The following is an 18,709-nucleotide window of genomic DNA, read 5'->3' on the forward strand; positions in this document are numbered from 1 at the left end:
GACCGAAAAGATCGTCGCCGAGGTGTTCGCCCAGGTGTTGGGCGTGGATCGGGTCGGGCTCGATGACGACTTCTTCGCGCTGGGTGGGAATTCGATGACCGCCATACAGGTGAGCGCGCGACTGCAGCTGGCGCTGGGCAGAGAAGTGCCGGTGCGCTATCTGTTCGACGCGTCCACCGTCGCGAACCTCGCCGACTATCTGCACCGGCACCCCAACAGCGACGACACCGTTTCTGTGCAAGAAGTGGTTCCGGTTCAAACTCTGAAGCAGGGGACCGGCGCTCCGCTGTTCTGCATTCATCCTGGGGGTGGGGTGAGTTGGCTCTATCAGGGTCTTGGTAATTACGTGGATTGCCCGATCATTGGAATTCAACAAGTTCTGGAGGGTGAAGAAGTCGAACCTCGGTCGATTCGCGATATGGCGAACAACTACGCCGACAGAATCCAAAGGGTTTATCCCGCAGGGCCCTACAACCTTCTCGGCTGGTCTTTCGGAGGCGTCGTCGCCCATGAAATCGCCATCGTGCTTCAACGACGCGGATGCATAGTCAATAGCCTCATCCTTCTCGACGCGCAACCCAGGATCGACGATCTACCAGACGAGGATTTCGATGACTGGACGAAGCACATAGCTGCCTTACGCCACTATCGGATAGGCGGTCAAGAACAGGCCGAGGCGTTTACCTTCGAGCAGCTCGAAGCGTTGATTCGCGAACGCGGTGCCGCAGAATTCGCCGCAGAGTTTCCTCGGTACCAGCAGGTTCTGGATTTGTTTATTCAAAACATCACCAGTGACATCGAAATGGCTCGAACTCACGAGCCCGGGGTTTTCAATGGCGATGCGATCCTATTCTGTGCCGTGCCGGCGGAGACTGACCGGAGTTCGTCCCTTCTGCAAAGTTGGCGACCCTATGTTGCCGGCGACATCACCGAGCACGCGATCGCCTGTACGCACCAAGAGATGCTTACGGCCGAATCGCTCAGTCTGTACGGCAAGCAGCTCAAAGAATCATTAGTTCGAGTTCGAGCTACTGAGATTTCCGAACAATTCGATATCGAGTCCTGCACGGGGGGCTCGGGTAAGGAGGCGGTCTTGAACAGGTCAGCGGTCGCGGCGAGAAGCGTGGTGGGCCAACAGTCGAGGGGTGGTCTTGACGCGGTGGAAGAAGGAGTTCCCGCGGTGTGCCCATTCAGGCATCTGCAAGACGCGACGGACGACATCGAGGCTGGGAAAGAGCCGGAGGCCAAGCTGGGCTACGCGGATTACCTGCACATCGACGAACTGCTCGGCGCCGTACAGCCATTGTTTGGGGGTGGCGACCCTGTCATTTGGGGCGACGAGAGATTCTTTCTGATCATCCACCAAGCCTCTGAACTGTGGGTGTCGCAGATCTTGGTCGACCTCGACCTCGCGCTCGAGTCCGCCCGTCATGAGGACTTCGACAGGGCGGTCGGTCGTTTGAAGCGCGCCAACGCCCTGCTTGAGCTGGTCGTAACGACGCAGAACGCCCTACAACACCTTGCCGTGGACGATTTCCACCGGTTCCGGCCCCGTTTGCAGGGAATGAGCGCCGGGCAGTCGGCCCAGTTCACGACCATCCTGGCCGGCGTTCGCTACGCGCCTCTGGCGGCGCTACTCGAGATCGTTGCCGACCGGCGCAATGGTGACAGGCGCACCCGCCGGCAACGCCTCCACCTAGGCGCCCACCTCGACGTCTTCATCGCCGGACTCACGCGTTGGCGGTTGGCGCACCTAGATGTAGTCAGCCCCTTTGTCGGGGATACCAGAGGCACCGGCGGTAGCGCGGGGATCGGGTTTTTGATCGACCGCCTCTTCGAGGGTTCCTGTCCCGCACAGGACCGGATCCTCACCCGCTAGGCGAGCACACCTCGACCGTGAGTCGACATGACAGTCGTGCGCTACGGCACCCATCCAAGCCAACACGCCGTCCTCAGCCTTCCCGACGATCCGGGCCCCTGGCCGGTCGCCGTGATCATTCATGGCGGGTTCTGGCGGACGGCCTACGGTGCCGACCTGGGCTCCGATCTGGCCGAGGATCTGGTGCAGCACGGATTCGCCGCCTTAAACGTCGAATACCGCAGGGTGGGCGACGACCCGGACCTCGGAGGCGGTGGTTGGCCCACCACCTGTCTCGACGTTGCCGCCGCTGTCGACCTGCTCGCGTCGACCGGTCAGACCCTGGCAGCCGGTCATCTCGACCTGTCGCGAGTCATCGCGATCGGGCATTCCGCGGGAGGCCAGCTGGCGGGGTGGCTGGCCGGGCGCGGCTCATTGCCAGCCGGCGCTCCAGGAGCCTCGCCCGTCGTGCCGCTGACCGGCTTCCTCAGTCAAGCGGGAGTTTTGGACCTCGGTTTCGCGATGAAGGAGAACACGGGTTGCGGAGCCATCCGAAACTTCTTGGGCGCCTTTGCGGATGATCTTCGTTCCCGCTCGTTGGCGTGTCCCAGCGCCCTGCTGCCCACGGGCATCCCCTCGGTATGCGTGCACGGCACAGTCGACGACGATGTGCCACTGCGCCAGTCGCAGCGCTTCGTTGCCGCGGCTCGGCGGGCCGGCGACGACTCCCGCCTGCTGGTGCTCCCCGGCACCGATCACTACTCACTCATCGATGTGCAATCCCCAGCATGGGCCATGTGCCGGTCGGTGGCCCGGGTGCTGGCGCGGCCCGGCGACCACTCGGGACGCGTCGTCCACGTCCAGAAGCCTCGTTGATGTCAAGCAGCCCGGGTGGCCCGCACGGTGGCGCCCTTGCCGGGAACAAGCCCGACCTCCAGGCGGATGGGTTCATCGCGCCGATCGACGGTGGCGAGATCCAGTGAACGCAGCACCGTCGCCAAGATGAGAGTGGCTTCGAAGATGGCCAGCCGGTCGCCGAGGCAGCGGTGTTCCCCGCCGCCGAAGGGTATGAGCTCGTAGGTGCTGGGGCGCTGTTGCAGAAACCGTTCTGGCCGAAAAGATTTCGGGTCGCCGTAGAGGTCCGGATGCCGGTGTACAGACTGAATGACCACCATGATCGTCGTGCCGGCCGGGAAGTAATGCCCTGCCAAGCTCAGCGGCCGGGGAACGAATCTCGTGACGAACATGAACGGTGGTCGCAAGCGCAGGCTTTCCTGCACCACCGCATTGAGATACGTCAGCTCGTCGTTGCCGCCGCGTGCCTCCGCGGTGGCCGCGGCGAGTGCGTGCGGAGTACGGACCAGTCGTTCGATCGCCCAGCTCACCAACGTCGCCGGCGGGTCGTAGCCGCCGATCATGATGCCAACCACCTGATCCCGAATCTCCTTGTCCGAGAGCGCTTCCCCGTTTGCGCGCAGCAGAGAGTCGACCACGTCGTGGTGCTCGAGCTCAGGGTGGCGCCGACGTCGGGCGATCTCGTCGTACACCAGCTCATCGCAGCGGTGTAACTCGCGCTGAAACCGCGGCCACAGCCGCAGCCCGCCGACCGAACGCAGAGTAGAGCGCACCGCGACCTGCCCAGACGCCGCGGTACTGAGCAAGGCCTGCCAGGCGGATTTCCACTGCGGCATCGTCGAATCGGGCACTGACATCACGACTTTCAAGATCAGCTCCAGAGAAAGCTCGAGCATGCGCGGGTAGACTTCCACCGTCGGCTGATCGGCCCACCCGCGGACCTCTTGCTCCGTCCTGGTCACGATGGACTCGCGCCATCGCGTCAGCGCATCGCCACGCAACCGCGGCACCATCAATTTGCGCAACCGGCGGTGATCGGGCCCGTCCAGCAGGAACACCGACCGGTCCCCCCAGAACGGATCCATGACGCGATGGGGTTCTGGAGCGTTGGCGTCATCGGCGGACGCGGTGAACAACGGCTTGATCAGTGCCGGATCCCGCACGAAAGCGACTTTGGATCCGACGACCCGAGATATCGGCGGGGGCGGCGACAGCCAGACTACGTCCCCATATCGGTCGAACAAGTCGTCGAACGCGGTATCACCGCGGCGTGGCAATGTCCATGCGAGCCTGAGCATCCCGGCGAGTCCAGGTCCGTCCGGCACCGCATCGCGCGCCGTGTGCTGGGTGTCTACCATCCCCGACCTCCTCGCGCTTCGCTTCGCGGCGGTGCCGACTGCGCGCCTTGGCGATTCTCATCGCTCAAACGCGCCGCCCAGACTCTTCGGCCGTATATCGGTCCAGTTCTGTTCGATGTAGCCCAGACACGCAGCGCGTTTCGCTTCGCCGTAAACGACGCGCCAGCCGGCTGGTACACCGCCGAAGGCTGGCCACAGACTGTGTTGCTCTTCGTTGTTGACCAAGACGAAAAAGTCGAAATCGTCGTCGTCGAACGGGTTGATGCTGCTCATCGGTCCTCCAGACCGTCTAGTCGAGACGGGTAGCTCTTACTCCGAATCCCGATTTCTTCCTCGTGTGACGGGCGAATTTCGATTACCTCCATCATGGGGTTTCGTCCGGCGTCATATTCGCTGCACCCGAGTGCTTTCCAATCGGACGCCAGCAGAACTGATTGCTGCCCTGGCGATGCCACAGATAAGTGTCAATCTCGCCCAGGCTGGCCTGCATCACAAACTTCCACATTGAACGGTCCGGTGGAATTGATTTTTTGTGCATTGTTCCTCCCCTGCGAAAAGTGGAACCGGTTAGTCGATACCGGTTGACCCCGATCGCGCACCGATGGATCGCCCGCAGCACTCGGCCGTTGCACGGTGGACGCAGAGGCATACGCTTTGGTGTCGCTCGTGACGGGTGAGTTGGCGGCGTTTCTGTGCACGCGTGGAATAGTCGGCATAGTCGAACGCGACCTTGTCTCGATAGCGTTCGGCTTGGCGCCGCGACCGGTCTACCAACGTCGCTGATGGAAGGACCAAGCTGTCGATTGTCATTTAGCGGCCGCCCGGCCCCATGCTCGACTATGTGTCATTCCCGGAGCCTATGGTCGCGTCTACCGCCATCGGGGAAGGTGCGAGCCAAATAGAGTAGTACCAACGCTCAGTTAGGGTAGTGGTCACGAAATAACGCCACCCGAGGCCGATCAAATCAGCGCCACCCGCGAAAAGAGTGCGGCCGAAACCGCAGGCATGATCAACGCCAGACGCCCACTACCGCGTGGAATGTGGCAAAGAGCCTGTGAAATGCCGCGCGTCTTCGATGGCGTTAATTTCGCCGGCCACGTATAGGCAATCCGAGCGCGCGCGAGGACGGTGCAAATTTTGCAGGGAGCGCGCAAAGCCAACACATTTCCCGCCGGTTGGGTCGGTACGGAGGTGGCCTTCCGCCCGCGCGTTATCAAGCTGTCGAGGGTCCGAGCACGCGCGCACAGGCGATACCCCCGGGTGCACGCACGGTACGTTGGCGATCATGACATCGCTGCAGGACAAAGTCGTTTTCATCACCGGCGGTGCCCGGGGGATCGGGGCCGAGACCGCCCGCCGGCTGTGCGCCAAGGGCGCCAAGCTCGTGCTGACCGATCTCAACGAAGCCGACCTGAAGGCGCTTGCCGCTGAACTCGGCGAAGAACGGGTGCTGACGGCTGTCGCCGATGTGCGCGATCTGTCCGCGATGGAGGCCGCCGCGGCCCGCGCCGTCGAGCGATTCGGCGGCATCGACGTGGTGGTGGCCAACGCCGGCATCGCCAGTTACGGCTCTGTGCTGCAAGTCGACCCCGACGCATTCAAACGCGTGCTCGACATCAACGTGCTCGGCGTCTTTCACACCGTGCGTGCCACATTGCCCGCGTTGATCGAGCGTCGCGGCTACGTGCTCGTCGTCTCGTCGCTGGCCGCCTACACCGCCTGCCCCGGGCTGGCGCCGTACAACGCCTCCAAGGCGGGCGTCGAGCTGCTGGCCAACGCACTGCGGCTGGAGGTGGCCCATCAGGGCGTCACCGTCGGCTCGGCGCATATGTCCTGGATCAACACCGCCCTGGTTCGTGACACCCAGTCCGACCTGCCGGCATTCAACCAACTACTGGCCAGCTTCCCGTGGCCACTGAACAAAACAACGACCGTCGACAAGTGCGCGGCCGCGTTCGTCAAGGGCATCCAGCGCCGGCGCACCCGCGTCTACTGTCCGCGCTGGGTGGCGCTGTTCCGCTGGGTCAAGCCCGTGCTGTCCAGCCCGGTGGGCGAAATGCCCCTGCACAAATCCACCGCCGAGTTGTTGCCCCAACTGGACGCCCAAGTCGCCGCGCTGGGCCGCTCCACCAGCGCCTACAACCGCGACCTCGGCACGTCCTAGCCGGTCTGGGCCGCGCGCTGCGACGCGACGGCCGCCACCCGGCTGCGCACCAGGAACCATCCCGCGCTCAGCGCCGGGATGATGACCACCACCGTCCCGATGGTCCAGGTGCCGGTCTCCTTGTCGAAGGCCATCATGACCAGGACGCCGGCCAGGAACGCCAGGGTGAGATAGCCCGAATACGGCGCCCACGGCATGCGGAACTGCGGCCGTTGTATGAGTCCGGCCTTGGCCAGCCGGTAGGCGCGCAGCTGACACAGCACAATGGTCGCCCAGCACGCGATGATGCCCGGAGCGACGATGTTGAGCACGATCTCGAAGGCTTCGCCGGGATTGAAGGCATTCAGGGCAATGCCGAGCAGGCAGATGGCCGCCGCCATCGCAATGCCGACGAAGGGCACCCCGTTCTTGGACATCCGGGTCGCGAAGCTGGGCGCACTGCCACTGGACGCCATGGAGTGCATGATGCGGCCGGTCGAATACAGCCCCGCGTTCAGGCTCGACAGGGCGGCGGTCAGCACCACCACGTTCATCAAGTCGCCGGCGCCGTGCAAGCCGATCTTGGAAAAGAAAGTCACGAAAGGGCTTTCGGTGGCCTTGTAGGAGGTGTACGGGAGCAGCAGCGCCAGCAGCGCAACCGATCCGACGTAAAAGACGGCTATGCGAGCTATCACCGAATTGATCGCGCGCGGCATCACCTTCTCCGGCTCGGCGGTCTCCCCGGCTGCGGTGCCAACCAATTCGATGGCGGCATAGGCGAATACCACACCCGAAGTGGTCAGCAGCACCGCTATCACGCCGGAGGGAAAGAGTCCGCCGTGGTTGGTCCACAGGCTCAGTCCGGTGTCGTGGCCGTCGATGCGATAGCGCCCCGCGAGGAAGACGATTCCGACGACCAGGAAGGCGACGAGCGCGAAGACCTTGACCAGCGCCGCCCAGAATTCCAGCTCACCGAACCACTCCACCGAGATCAGGTTCATCGACAGCACGACGACGAGGGCGAGCAGCGCCAAGAGCCATTGGGGGACCGATTCGAAAGTCGTCCACCGCCGCAGATAGGTGGCGATTGCGGTGGTGTCGACGATGGCCGTCATCGACCAGCCCAGGAAATACATCCAGCCGATGGCGTAGGCGGCCTTCTCGCCGAAGAATTCGCGCGCATACGACACGAACGAGCCCGACGACGGGCGATGCAAGACCAGCTCGCCCAGCGCTCGCAGAATGAGAAAGACGAAGACGCCGCATACGGCGTAGACCAGGAACATCCCGGGACCCGCCTTGGCCAGCCGGCCGCCTGCCCCCAGGAACAGCCCGGATCCGATCGCGCCGCCGATGCCGATCATCTGCACTTGACGCGGCTTGAGCCCCTTGCGGTAACCAGCGTCTTCGCCGAAGTCGCCGGCTACCGGAGCGGGGTTGCCATCACCAGGCAACGCGGCCATGAAACGTCCAATCGGTGGGTCGCGAAGCGATGCTTCCGTACTTGATCGGTCGACGGCAAGTTCGACGACTGCGAGCCACTAGTTTCGATGGTGGCGACCCGCTTCGCCCGGCTGCGCCGCGCTCGCGATCGCCACTAGTTTCGATGGTGGCGACCCGCTTCGCCCGGCTGCGCCGTGCTCGCGATCGCCACTAGTTTCGATGGTGGCGACCCGCTTCGCCCGGCTGCGCCGTGCTCGCGATCGCCACTAGTTTCGATGGTGGCGACCCGCTTCGCCCGGCTGCGCCGTGCTCGCGATCGCCACTAGTTTCGATGGTGGCGACCCGCTTCGCCCGGCTGCGCCGCGCTCGCGATCGCCACTAGCGCCCAAACCCGGGGCGACGCCGGCGCAGATAACGCTCGAACTCGGCGGCCAGCGCATCGCCGTCGATCTTGCCCAGGGCTTCGTTCATGTCGACTTCGGCGTCGCCCCGCTGCTCGAGCGACAGCACATATTCGGCGAGGTCCTCGTCCTCGGCGGTCATCTCGGTGACCGCCTGCTCCCATTCCTCGGCGTCCGTGGGCAGGTCGGCCAGTGGCACCTCGATGTCGAGGACGTCTTCGACGCGGCGCAGCAGGGCCACGGTCGCCTTCGGGTTCGGCGGCTGCGAGACGTAGTGCGGCACCGCTGCCCAGAACGTCACCGCCGGGATGCCGGCGGCCACGCAGGAGTCCTGAAACACCCCGGCGATGCCCGTCGGCCCCTCGTAGCGGCTTTCCTCGAGACCGAAACGCTTCGCCGACTCGGGGGAGTAGGCCGCGCCCGAAACCGGAACCGGCCGGGTGTGCGGGGTGTCGGCCAGCAACGCGCCCAGGATCACCACGGTGTCCACGTTGAGCTTGTCGGCGATGGCCACCAGCTCCGAGCAGAAAGTGCGCCAGCGCATGTTGGGTTCCACCCCGTGCATCAACACGACATCGCGGTCGCTGCCTGGCGGCCGGCAGTGCGAGATCCGCATCGCCGGCCAGACCAGCTCGCGGGTCACCCCATCCACCTGCCGGATCACCGGGCGATTCACCTGGTAGTCGTAGTACGCCTCGTCGTCGATCTCCAAGATCGGGTCGGCTTCCCAGATAGCCTCGAGGTGTTCGAGCGCGTCGCTGGCCGCGTCGCCGGCGTCGTTCCAGCCCTCGAACGCAGCCACGACGACGGTGTGGTGCAGTTCGGGCAATGCGGCTTTGCCAAAGGGGGGGCCGTCGGGCGGGGTCACAGAATTAGCGTACGGCCTTCCGCCCGGCGACGATGCGGACCGTGCGCGGTCTGATGAGGAGTCGGGCAATCGGATCGGGCCCGGCGACGATGCGGACCGTGCGCGGTCCGATGAGGAGTCGGGCAATCGGATCGGGCCCCGATCTTCGGGGCGCGGTGGCCGTGGATTGTCCGCCGATGAGCGCTCAACCGGGGGATTTGCATAGGACGACTATCCTTATGGCGTGACTGCCGCTACCGAACACCGCTACGACACTGACATCCTCGACGCTTTGGCGCAGCGTGTGGTGGTTGGCGACGGCGCGATGGGTAGGCGGTTGCGGGCTGCCGACCTCACGCTCGATGGCCTCAACAAGCGGCGTCGACGCGGTCGAGACGAAATACGTTCGGCCGCAAAGTGGTTAACCTTGGTAAGTACGACATTGCCGACAAGATCCGCGAGACGGCGCTCAAGGGCACCTCGATCGCCGAGCGGGTCGGGTCGAGCTGGGCGTCCAGACGTCGGGTGACGACGTAGACTCTTCTGGTCGAGAGGCGTTGCAACGGTTCCGGTTCCGTGCCGGTATCCGCCACGCTCGGCAGAGTCAAGGACGCCTTCCGCTATGGAAGGAATGTGTGTGAACGCCCCTGAGCCGAAAAACTGGGAGCCGAACATCCGCCCCGACTGCACCGAGGAGCTGACGGCTGCTCTGCGCCGGCGGATCGTGGTGATCGACGGCGCGATGGGCACTGCGATCCAGCGCGACCGGCCGGATGAGGCCGGCTACCGCGGCGACCGGTTCACGGAGTGGCCGACCGCTCTTCAGGGCAACAATGACCTGCTCAATCTGACGCAGCCGCAGATCATCGAGGGAATCCACCGCGAGTATCTCGAGGCGGGCGCCGACATCCTGGAGACGAACACTTTCAACGCGAACGCGATCTCCCTGTCCGACTATGACATGGCGGACCTGAGCTACGAGCTGAACTACACCGGTGCTGCCCTGGCGCGGGCGGCCGCCGACGAATTCAGCACCCCGCAGAAGCCCCGCTACGTCGCCGGCGCAATCGGGCCGACCACGCGGACCGCGTCGATCTCGCCGGACGTCAACGACCCCGGAGCCCGCAACGTCTCCTACGACCAGTTGGTCGGCGCCTACCTCGAAGCGGCCAACGGCCTGGTCGACGGTGGTGCCGACCTGCTCATCATCGAGACGATCTTCGACTCGCTGAACGCCAAGGCGGCGGTGTTCGCCGTCGAGACGCTGTTCGAGGAGCGCGGACGTCGCTGGCCGGTGATCATCTCGGGCACCATCACCGATGCCTCCGGGCGAACGTTGTCCGGTCAGGTCACCGAAGCCTTCTGGAACGCGATCAGGCATGCGAAGCCGCTCGCGGTGGGCCTCAATTGCGCCCTGGGGGCGCCGGAGATGAGGCCCTACATCGCCGAGATGGCGCGGATCGCGGACACCTTCGTCTCCTGCTACCCGAACGCCGGCCTGCCGAACGCCTTCGGCGAGTACGACGAGTCCCCGGAGCGTCAGGCCGGCTACATCGCCGACTTCGCCGAGGCCGGCCTGGTCAACCTGGTCGGTGGTTGCTGCGGAACCGCGCCGCCGCACATCGCCGAAATCGCCAAGGTCGTCGAGGGCAAACCGCCGCGCGAGGTGCCGGAGATCCCGGTCGCCACCCGGCTGTCGGGCCTGGAGCCGCTCAACATCACCGACGATTCCCTGTTCGTGAACATCGGTGAGCGCACCAACATCACCGGCTCCGCCCGGTTCCGCAACCTGATCAAGGCCGAGGACTACGACACCGCGCTGTCGGTCGCCCTGCAGCAGGTCGAGGTCGGTGCGCAGGTCATCGACATCAACATGGACGAGGGCATGATCGACGGCGTCGCCGCCATGGACCGGTTCACCAAGCTGATCGCGGCCGAGCCGGACATCAGCCGCGTCCCGGTGATGATCGACTCCTCCAAGTGGGAGGTCATCGAGGCGGGCCTGAAGAACGTGCAGGGCAAGCCGATCGTCAACTCGATCTCCATGAAGGAGGGCGAGGAGAAGTTCATCCGCGAGGCGCGGCTGTGCCGCAAGTACGGTGCCGCCGTCGTCGTGATGGCCTTCGACGAACAGGGTCAGGCCGACAACCTGGAGCGCCGCAAACAGATCTGCGGGCGCGCCTACCGGATCCTGACCGAAGAGGTCGGCTTCCCCGCCGAGGACATCATCTTCGACCCGAACTGCTTCGCGCTGGCGACCGGTATCGAGGAGCACGCGACCTACGGGATCGACTTCATCGAAGCCTGCGCCTGGATCAAGGAGAACCTTCCCTGGGTGCACATCTCCGGCGGTATCTCGAACGTGTCGTTCTCGTTCCGGGGCAACAACCCCGTCCGCGAGGCGATCCACGCGGTGTTCCTGTTCCACGCCATCAAGGCCGGACTCGACATGGGCATCGTCAACGCCGGTGCGCTGGTGCCCTACGACTCGATCGACCCCGAGTTGCGGGACCGCATCGAGGACGTCGTCCTGAACCGACGCGAGGACGCGGCCGAACGGCTCCTGGAGATCGCCGAACGGTTCAACAAGTCAGAGCAGGCCGACGACCCGGTAGCGGCCGAGTGGCGCAACCTGCCGGTCCGCGAGCGGATCACGCACGCCCTGGTCAAGGGCATCGACGCGCACGTCGATGCCGACACCGAGGAATTGCGGGCCGAGATCGCCGCCGCGGGTGGTCGCCCGATCGAGGTGATCGAGGGCCCGCTGATGGACGGCATGAACGTCGTCGGCGACCTCTTCGGTTCCGGCAAGATGTTCCTGCCCCAGGTCGTGAAGTCCGCCCGGGTGATGAAGAAGGCCGTGGCGTACCTGCTGCCCTACATCGAGGCGGAGAAGGAACAGTCCGGCACCACTGCGTCCAAGGACACCAACGGCACGATCATCATGGCGACCGTGAAGGGCGACGTCCACGACATCGGGAAGAACATCGTCGGGGTCGTCCTGCAGTGCAACAACTTTGAAGTGATCGACCTCGGTGTGATGGTCCCCGCGAGCAAGATCCTGGACGCGGCGAAGGAGCACGACGCGGACATCATCGGGCTGTCCGGCCTGATCACCCCGTCCCTGGACGAGATGGTCAACTTCGCCGCGGAGATGGAACGCGAGGGGCTTGCGATCCCGCTGCTGATCGGTGGCGCGACCACCTCGCGCGCTCACACGGCCGTGAAGGTGGCGCCGCGTCGCAGCGGTCCGGTGGTCTGGGTCAAGGACGCTTCCCGATCGGTGCCGGTCGCTGCGGCGCTCCTCGACGACAGGCAGCGCCCAGCCCTGCTGGAGGCCACCGAGAAGGATTACGCATCCCTGCGCGAACGACACTCTCAGAAGAACGAGCGCCCGACGCTGACGCTGGAGAAGGCCCGCGCGAACCGGACGCCGATCGAGTGGGACGGCTACTCGCCGCCGGTGCCCGCCCAGGGTCTCGGCGTGCGGGAGTTCCACGATTACGACCTGGCCGAGCTGCGCGAGTACATCGACTGGCAGCCGTTCTTCAACGCCTGGGAGATGAAGGGCCGCTTCCCCGATATTCTCAACAACCCAACCTCGGGCGAGGCCGCCCGCAAGCTGTACGACGACGCCCAAGAGATGCTCGACACCGTGATCAAGGAGAAGTGGCTGACGGCCAACGGGGTGATCGGGTTCTTCCCGGCGAACGCGGTCGGCGACGACATCGAGGTGTACACCGATGAGACCCGTACCGAGGTGCTGACCACGTTGCACAACCTGCGCCAGCAGGGCGAGCACCGGGGCGGCATCCCGAACCGGAGCCTCGGCGACTACATCGCGCCCAAGGACACCGGTCTGGCCGACTATGTCGGCGCCTTCGCCGTCACCGCGGGGCTCGGCAGCCAGGAGAAGATCGCGGAGTTCAAGGCAGCCCTCGACGACTACAGCGCGATCCTGCTGGAGTCGATCGCCGACCGGCTGGCAGAGGCCTTCGCCGAACGGATGCACCAACGGGTCCGCAAGGAGTTCTGGGGATTCCAGCCGGACGAACAGCTGGACAACGAGGCACTCATCGGGGAGAAGTACCGGGGAATCCGCCCCGCCCCCGGATACCCGGCCTGCCCCGAGCACACCGAGAAGGCGACGCTCTGGACGTTGATGAACGTCCAGGAGCGGACCGGCATCGAGTTGACCGAGTCGATGGCGATGTGGCCCGGCGCTGCGGTCAGCGGCTGGTATTTCTCGCACCCGCAGTCGCAGTACTTCGTGGTCGGCCGGCTGGCCCAGGACCAGGTCGCCGACTACGCCAAGCGCAAGGGCTGGACTCTGGCCGAAGCCGAGCGCTGGCTCGCCCCCAACCTCGGCTACAACCCGGAGGACTGAGCGCTACGTAATTGGGTTCGCACTGGCCGCCGAGACGGCACCGTGCTTGCCGGTCGTCCCCGAGGCCAAGTACTTCAACGTTTAAGCTGGGGAACATTCAGGGGAGGAATGTTCATGCTCGAGCGGGAGTTGGATCGGATCGCCGGCATCGCGGTCGAAGCCGTCGATGTCACGGCCCTACATGTTCGGCGCGCCGTGGGAGCCCTGTGCGCCGCGCTCGGCCGAACGAAGCGCGAAGTCAGCGACTTAGCCTGGGACTACAGCGAACTGGCGGCAAGTGTTCGTCGCTCGGCCCGCAGCAGCACCGCCACCGACCAGCACGCTCAGACGTCGGAAAGCGACGAGATTGCCGACGTGATCCCCATCGACCTGCGTCGCTTGCGGGCCAACTGACCCGCACCGCGGTCAGCCCTCGGCGGCGCCCTGAAATACGGCGGCGATCTCGGCGACGCGCGGGTCGGCGCGCAGCTGGTCCAGCGTCGCGGGCAACGGCAGCCGCCAATTCGGATATTCGTCTATGGTGCCGGGCAGATTCGGTTGTCGCGGCTCGGCGACGATGTCGTAGGGCGAGATCAGCTTCAACCTGCTCGGGGTCGCCGCCAAGAAGCGGTGCATTGCGACAATGATGTCGTTCTCGTCCGGATCGGCCGGCAATAGCCCTTCGGAACGCAGCAAGGCCAGCCACTCGGCCTTTTCCTTGTCGGCTGAGGCTTGTTCTGCCGGCACGTCGTCGAGCAGACCGAGCTTCGCGCGCACCCGCACGTGTTCACTTCGCAAAAAGCCGGCCGCAGTGGGCAGGTCGTGTGTAGAAAGGCTGGCAGCCGCGCGCGACGGCCACCTCGATGAGGCAAGCAACGGTTGTTCGGGCGCCGACTCGTCGCGGGTGAACCAGGACACTGCGCAGCCCAGCATTCCGTTGTCGCCCAATGCTTCCGTGACTTCCGGCTCGACAGTGCCCAAGTCCTCGCCGACCACGGTCGCGCCGGCACGCTGGGCTTCCAGCGCGAGCACGGCAAGCATGGCGTCGGCGTCGTAGTGGACGTAGGTACCGCGGTCGGCAGACTCGCCCGGAGGTATCCACCACAGCCGCCACAACCCCGCGACGTGGTCGATCCGTAGACCGTCGGCGTGAACGAGTATGGCGCGCAGCATGTCTCGCAGCGCGGCGTACCCGGTGGCGGCGAGCCGGTCCGGTCGCCACGGCGGCAGCCCCCAGTCTTGGCCGCGCGGGGTGAAATTGTCCGGGGGAGCACCGACGTGAACTCCGGTGGCCAGCATGTCGGCCAGGGCCCAGGCGTCGGCGCCGTCGGAGTCGACGCCGACCGGGAGGTCGTGCAACACTCCCAGCGCCATACCGGCTCTTCGCGCGGCGCTGCGGACTTCGCCGAGCTGTTCGGCACAGCGTTGCTGCACCCAGGCGTGAAAGGCGATTCTCGGCGCCAGTTCCCGGCGGGCCGCGGTGACCCCGGGGCCGTCGACGTCACGCAGGGATTCGGGCCATTGCGGCCAGCGCCCGCCGTATCGCTCGGCCAGCGCGCAGTACGTGGCCCAGTCGCGCAGTGCCTTGGCGGAGGGGGACTCGTCCAGGGGGCAGGGTCGGTTCTCCGCGCGCCACAGCAACTCCAGCGCGTCGCGTTTGGCGGCCCAGACGAGGTCATGGTCGATCCGTTGGGTGTCGGGCCAGACCCGCAGCGCGTCGACTTCCGTGCGGGTTTGCGGGTCGGCTCGACGGTAGGCGTCGAGGTCCTCGATGCGCAGAGCCAGCGGGTTGGCGAATCGTCGACTGGATGGGGTGTAGGGGGAGGGCTGAACCGGATGCGTTGGGCCGGGCGCATTCAGCGGGTTGAGCAGTACCGCGCCCGCGCCGTGCGCCGCCGCGGTCCAGTCGATGAAGTCCCGCAGGTCGCCCAGATCACCGATGCCCCAGGAGCGGCCCGAGCGCAGCGCATACAGCTGCAGCATCCATCCCCAGGTCGCCGGCGTTTGCGGCACCCGCGGCGGGGCCGCCACCAGGGTGACTTCCTGGCTATCCCCGGTATGCAGCCGGTACCAGCCCGGCGCGAGATCGCCGGGCAGTTCGTCGCGCACATCGCTGCGGTTGCCGTCCTCGCCGACCAAGGCCGCCGCTGTAGGGAATGGTCGCGGCCGGCCGTCCAGTCGCACCGCGATGGTCGGCGCCAGGGCCCCCGTGCGCTTGCGCTCGGCCAGCTTTGCCAATTCGCGACGCCGATCGGCATCGCTGGCGGCATCGACCTCGAGCAACGCGAGCACTCGGATCACCACGTCGGCATCGACGTCAACCGGTTCTCGTCGCTCATTCCGGTAAGAGGTCGCCACTCCATGGGCCGCGGCCAGCTGGCGCAAGTCCTCGGGCACCGGCTTGGGTCTGGCCATCAGATGGTGGTTCGCAGTGGCGGGATGGCGGGGCTGTTGAAAGCACGGGAAGTGCTCAGAAGGCGAAGAGGCGGGCGCACTTCCGGAACGTACCCATCCCGGGCCGACTTACACGGGCGCTCGACATGGGCGGCACCGTCGCCCAAGATTCACTCAGATGCGCATCACTGAGCTCAAGGCGGACAGCGGAATGTGCGCTTGCACCGTGCCGCCGTCCATGAACCACTGCATGACGCCGGGGGTGAAGTTGATCGGTTCGTCGTGGGCCACCGGGTAGTCCGGCATGTAGAGGATCAGCTCGTCGGGAGTCACCGCCCAGGCCTTGTACGCCCCGGAGTAGACCTTGTCCGGGGTCCAGCGGTCGACGATGAACGGGTAGGTTCCCGGGTCGTGCGGCGGCGGCGCCTGGTTCAGCGCGGTTTCGATAAATGGTTGGGCCAGTGGGGGAATGGCGGTCAGCGGGTTCGAGGTCGTCAGGTCGGATAGCTGCACCCGTCTGCCGCTGGCCATGTCGAAGGTGAACGTCCGGTAGGCGTTGTTGGGCTTGGGCCCGTCGGCGTGATAGTCCTCGTGGAACACCGCGCTGAGCAGGTTGCCGTGCCGGAAGACCTCGAAATTCTCCTCGCCATAACTATCGGCGGCCATGCCGGCGTTGGCGGTTTTCCAGTTGTTGACCAGGGTGTGTAGGTAGTCGCGGATCACCGGCCCGCTGGTTGGATTGTCGACCAGGTCGTCGGGCACCGCGACCTTGATGTCGCGTACGGCGTTGCGTTCCGACGTCACCGCGGTGTGGCAGTACTGGCCGTCCCAGTCGCCCCCGAGCTCGCCGCAGAATGACGGCGCGGACGCGTGTGTGGTGGCGGTGCTGGGAATCGTTGCGGCCGCAGCCAATACGAATGCCGCTGACATTCTCTTGAGCATGGAGGGCTCCGCTCGGCTCAGAGGAGTTGGACTTTGCTTGCCCGCCAGCGACCATCGACCTTCTCCATGGTGATCTTGATCCTGCTGCGGTCGATGCGCGGGTCGGGCGCGGCGGTGTTGGTCACGGTCTGGTCGATGAAGAGCAGTACGACCACCCTGTCGGTGGATTCGGACTGAATGGCCGAGTCCACCACCACCCCGTGCGCGGTCGCCTTGTTGTCGATCAGCAGCTGCCGAAGCTTGACGCTGGACTGGGTGTACATGTCCTTGAATTCGCCGGTCGCGCCGTCGAGCACCTGCTTGAAGTTTTCGTCGACTTTGTTCGAATCGATGCTCGTCAACACCTGCGCGTAGGTGATGGCCGCCTGTTGGGCCTGCTCACCAGCCGCCTTCAACTGATGGTCTTGCCACTGCCGCCACCCGAGGAACCCCGAAACGGCAAGTGAGGCAATGAGTAACGCCGGCAGCACACCGCGACGCAGATGCTGACGCCAGGGCCGCTTAGGGCGCTCGGCATCGGGGCGCTTGCGTTTGAGCAGGCCGCCTTCGTTTTCGTCTTCGTCGTCGTCGGCCTGCTCGTCACCCTCGTCGTCGGCGTCGTCTGCCACGTCCTCGGGCGCGTCGGCGGATTCGTCGGCACGCAGCTCGTCGGTGTCTTCGCTTGTAACTTCCGGTGTTTCGGCTCCCGATTCCGCGCCGGTGTCCGTGTCGGGTTTCGGCTTCTTCTTGGTAGTCACGACCACGATCATCTCCTAAAGGTCGATGGGTTCAACGCTCAGTGCGGTGGTTCGATCGGCAGCGGCGGCCCGCCGTAGGGGGTGGGAATGGTGTAGCGGCCGCGCGGCGTCGGATCGGTCCGAAGGCCCAGGTCCGCCCCCGGTGGCGGGCCGCCGGTGTCGTCGCCGCCCGGGCGTGGCGCGTTCTTGGCGCCGCGGATCGAGACCGCGGGGTCGTCATCGCGGCAATAGGTGTACATGAACGGCTCGTAATAGTCGGCGGCGGAGGAGGCGTGCGCTGGCGTCCCGTAGTCGCACACGTAGCGGGGATACAGGTCGGCCGTCGCCCAGACACCGCCGTCATGAAAGGCGCTCGTCACCGCGTCCAATACCGACCCGCGGTAGTCGGGGAACAGCGCGTTGAGCGCCGGAACCCGAAGATAGAGCAGCTGCGACATGGTCGCCATGCTGCCCAGCAACTGCACCATGGTGTCGGAGTTGTCGGCGAACAGGTTGTCGACGGCCGAAAGGGTGCGCGGCGTCTGCTGAGTCAGACGACGATAGCCGGCCTGCATTCTGGCCACGCCGGTCAGCGTTTGGTTGAGTTCTATTGCGGCGGCGCCTAATCCATTGTTCTTGTCGCTGGCCAGGGTGAGCACGACCCGGCTGGTCTTGATGATGCTGGTGGTTTGGGGCAGCACCGAATCAAGTGTCGAAAGCAGGAACGTGCCGCCGTCGACGATGGCGGTCAGCTTCGCCGGGCCCTCCTTGCTCAGGCTCAATTCCTTTTTGATCAACTCGACCTTGCGCGGGTCGACCTGGGCCAGCATCCCGTCGGCATCACCGAGCAACTGCGCCAAGCTGACCGGAATGGTGGTGTGGTCCAGTGCGATGAGGCTGCCGTCGTGCAGATACGGCCCGGCGTCGGACGCGGCTTCGAAGTTGATGTACTGCTCACCGGCCGGCGAGAGCGCCGACACGTGCACAACACTGTTCGCCGGGATCCGCACCTTCGACGTGATGCTGGCAACGGCGTTCACCCCGTTGTCGGTGATCTGTAACGACTCGACGCGGCCGATGCGGACTCCGCGCAGCGCGACGTCCTGATTGGGCAGCAGGCCGCCGGATTCCGCCAACTGCACGGTGACCCGGTAGGACGAGGCGAACGGCTTCACCCGCAACGCGCCGATGAGCAGATAGGCGGTCGCCACGACCAGGATGAGCACCAAGCCGCCCACCGACAGCCAAACCTGTTGCCGGTGACCGGCGCGCACCGCGCGGACAACGACGTTGGCGGAGTTGGCGACGGCGCGGATCACGGTTGCGGTCCTGGCGAACAGTGTTGTGCACGTGTCGGCGCTCTCGCCGGCCGGTGAGCAGTACATC

13 protein-coding genes and 1 pseudogene are annotated in these 18,709 nt (G+C 65.4%); 5 read left to right on the plus strand and 9 right to left on the minus strand.

The annotated features are described in order from the left end of the window. Both A5782_RS21810 and A5782_RS21815 read left to right on the plus strand, forming a co-directional pair. Nucleotides 1-1,879: tryptophan 2,3-dioxygenase family protein (locus A5782_RS21810; protein ID WP_231986759.1), on the plus strand; the 1,879-nt coding region annotated here is incomplete at its 5' end. A gap of 27 nt (nucleotides 1,880-1,906) precedes the next feature. Next, nucleotides 1,907-2,734: a S9 family peptidase gene (locus A5782_RS21815; RefSeq protein WP_067104171.1), complete on the plus strand. Its 828-nt coding sequence runs from the start codon at nucleotides 1,907-1,909 to the stop codon at nucleotides 2,732-2,734. A gap of 2 nt (nucleotides 2,735-2,736) precedes the next feature. On the opposite strand, the gene A5782_RS21820 is transcribed toward A5782_RS21815, so the two are convergent. Both A5782_RS21820 and A5782_RS21825 read right to left on the minus strand, forming a co-directional pair. Next, entirely contained in the window at nucleotides 2,737-4,071 is a 1,335-nt protein-coding gene (locus tag A5782_RS21820) for a cytochrome P450 (protein ID WP_067104172.1), read from the minus strand. 57 nt (nucleotides 4,072-4,128) lie between these two features. Next, on the minus strand, nucleotides 4,129-4,344 hold the full coding sequence (locus A5782_RS21825; protein ID WP_067104173.1) for an MbtH family NRPS accessory protein: 216 nt from the start codon (nucleotides 4,342-4,344) through the stop codon (nucleotides 4,129-4,131). A gap of 1,012 nt (nucleotides 4,345-5,356) precedes the next feature. Here A5782_RS21825 and A5782_RS21830 point away from each other — a divergent pair. Further along, nucleotides 5,357-6,235, plus strand: a complete 879-nt coding sequence (locus A5782_RS21830; protein ID WP_067104174.1) for an SDR family oxidoreductase — start codon at nucleotides 5,357-5,359, stop codon at nucleotides 6,233-6,235. Here A5782_RS21830 and A5782_RS21835 read toward each other — a convergent pair. The 3 genes and pseudogenes from A5782_RS21835 to A5782_RS21840 form a co-directional block, all read right to left on the minus strand. Further along, nucleotides 6,232-7,677 carry an amino acid permease gene (locus tag A5782_RS21835; protein WP_067104175.1) on the minus strand — a complete coding sequence of 482 codons (1,446 nt, stop codon included), beginning with the start codon at nucleotides 7,675-7,677 and terminating at the stop codon, nucleotides 6,232-6,234. The two genes, A5782_RS21830 and A5782_RS21835, sit on opposite strands and share 4 nt — an antisense overlap. A gap of 134 nt (nucleotides 7,678-7,811) precedes the next feature. Continuing rightward, a pseudogene (locus tag A5782_RS26980) lies at nucleotides 7,812-8,066 on the minus strand (2-isopropylmalate synthase); the annotation flags it as partial. After that, nucleotides 8,036-8,926 (minus strand): PAC2 family protein, encoded by an 891-nt coding sequence (locus A5782_RS21840; RefSeq protein WP_197694305.1) that lies wholly within the window; start codon nucleotides 8,924-8,926, stop codon nucleotides 8,036-8,038. The gene A5782_RS21840 and the pseudogene A5782_RS26980, both read right to left, overlap by 31 nt. Before the next feature lie 721 nt (nucleotides 8,927-9,647). Here A5782_RS21840 and metH point away from each other — a divergent pair. Together metH and A5782_RS21850 are read left to right on the plus strand one after the other, a co-directional pair. Further along, entirely contained in the window at nucleotides 9,648-13,292 is a 3,645-nt protein-coding gene (metH, locus tag A5782_RS21845; RefSeq protein ID WP_369815666.1) for a methionine synthase, read from the plus strand. Between the two features lie 114 nt (nucleotides 13,293-13,406). Then, nucleotides 13,407-13,685 (plus strand): hypothetical protein, encoded by a 279-nt coding sequence (locus tag A5782_RS21850; RefSeq protein WP_156624052.1) that lies wholly within the window; start codon nucleotides 13,407-13,409, stop codon nucleotides 13,683-13,685. Between the two features lie 12 nt (nucleotides 13,686-13,697). Here the strand turns inward: A5782_RS21850 and malQ are convergent, their stop codons facing one another. The 4 genes from malQ to A5782_RS21870 all read right to left on the minus strand — a co-directional run bounded on the left by malQ (nucleotide 13,698) and on the right by A5782_RS21870 (nucleotide 18,642). After that, on the minus strand, nucleotides 13,698-15,686 hold the full coding sequence (malQ, locus tag A5782_RS21855) for a 4-alpha-glucanotransferase (protein ID WP_067104178.1): 1,989 nt from the start codon (nucleotides 15,684-15,686) through the stop codon (nucleotides 13,698-13,700). Between the two features lie 153 nt (nucleotides 15,687-15,839). Next, entirely contained in the window at nucleotides 15,840-16,607 is a 768-nt protein-coding gene (locus A5782_RS21860) for a mannan-binding family protein (protein WP_067104179.1), read from the minus strand. Nucleotides 16,608-16,624: 17 nt separating this feature from the next. Then, nucleotides 16,625-17,356 carry a tetratricopeptide repeat protein gene (locus tag A5782_RS21865; RefSeq protein ID WP_067104180.1) on the minus strand — a complete coding sequence of 244 codons (732 nt, stop codon included), beginning with the start codon at nucleotides 17,354-17,356 and terminating at the stop codon, nucleotides 16,625-16,627. 26 nt (nucleotides 17,357-17,382) lie between these two features. Further along, the gene (locus tag A5782_RS21870; RefSeq protein WP_067104182.1) at nucleotides 17,383-18,642 is read right to left on the minus strand and encodes an MlaD family protein; all 1,260 of its coding nucleotides are present in this window, start codon (nucleotides 18,640-18,642) and stop codon (nucleotides 17,383-17,385) included. Nucleotides 18,643-18,709 lie beyond the last annotated feature (67 nt).

It is taken from the genome of Mycobacterium sp. 852002-40037_SCH5390672, from assembly GCF_001665875.1.
Taxonomy (GTDB): Bacteria; Actinomycetota; Actinomycetes; order Mycobacteriales; family Mycobacteriaceae; genus Mycobacterium.

Coding starts and splice junctions, on each gene's coding strand:
- A5782_RS21815 (WP_067104171.1), top strand. CDS start 1,907: ATGACAGTCGTGCGCTACGGCACCCATCCAAGCCAACACGCCGTCCTC.
- A5782_RS21820 (WP_067104172.1), bottom strand. CDS start 4,071: ATGGTAGACACCCAGCACACGGCGCGCGATGCGGTGCCGGACGGACCT.
- A5782_RS21825 (WP_067104173.1), bottom strand. CDS start 4,344: ATGAGCAGCATCAACCCGTTCGACGACGACGATTTCGACTTTTTCGTC.
- A5782_RS21830 (WP_067104174.1), top strand. CDS start 5,357: ATGACATCGCTGCAGGACAAAGTCGTTTTCATCACCGGCGGTGCCCGG.
- A5782_RS21835 (WP_067104175.1), bottom strand. CDS start 7,677: ATGGCCGCGTTGCCTGGTGATGGCAACCCCGCTCCGGTAGCCGGCGAC.
- metH (WP_369815666.1), top strand. CDS start 9,648: ATGGGCACTGCGATCCAGCGCGACCGGCCGGATGAGGCCGGCTACCGC.
- A5782_RS21850 (WP_156624052.1), top strand. CDS start 13,407: ATGCTCGAGCGGGAGTTGGATCGGATCGCCGGCATCGCGGTCGAAGCC.
- malQ (WP_067104178.1), bottom strand. CDS start 15,686: ATGGCCAGACCCAAGCCGGTGCCCGAGGACTTGCGCCAGCTGGCCGCG.
- A5782_RS21860 (WP_067104179.1), bottom strand. CDS start 16,607: ATGCTCAAGAGAATGTCAGCGGCATTCGTATTGGCTGCGGCCGCAACG.
- A5782_RS21865 (WP_067104180.1), bottom strand. CDS start 17,356: ATGATCGTGGTCGTGACTACCAAGAAGAAGCCGAAACCCGACACGGAC.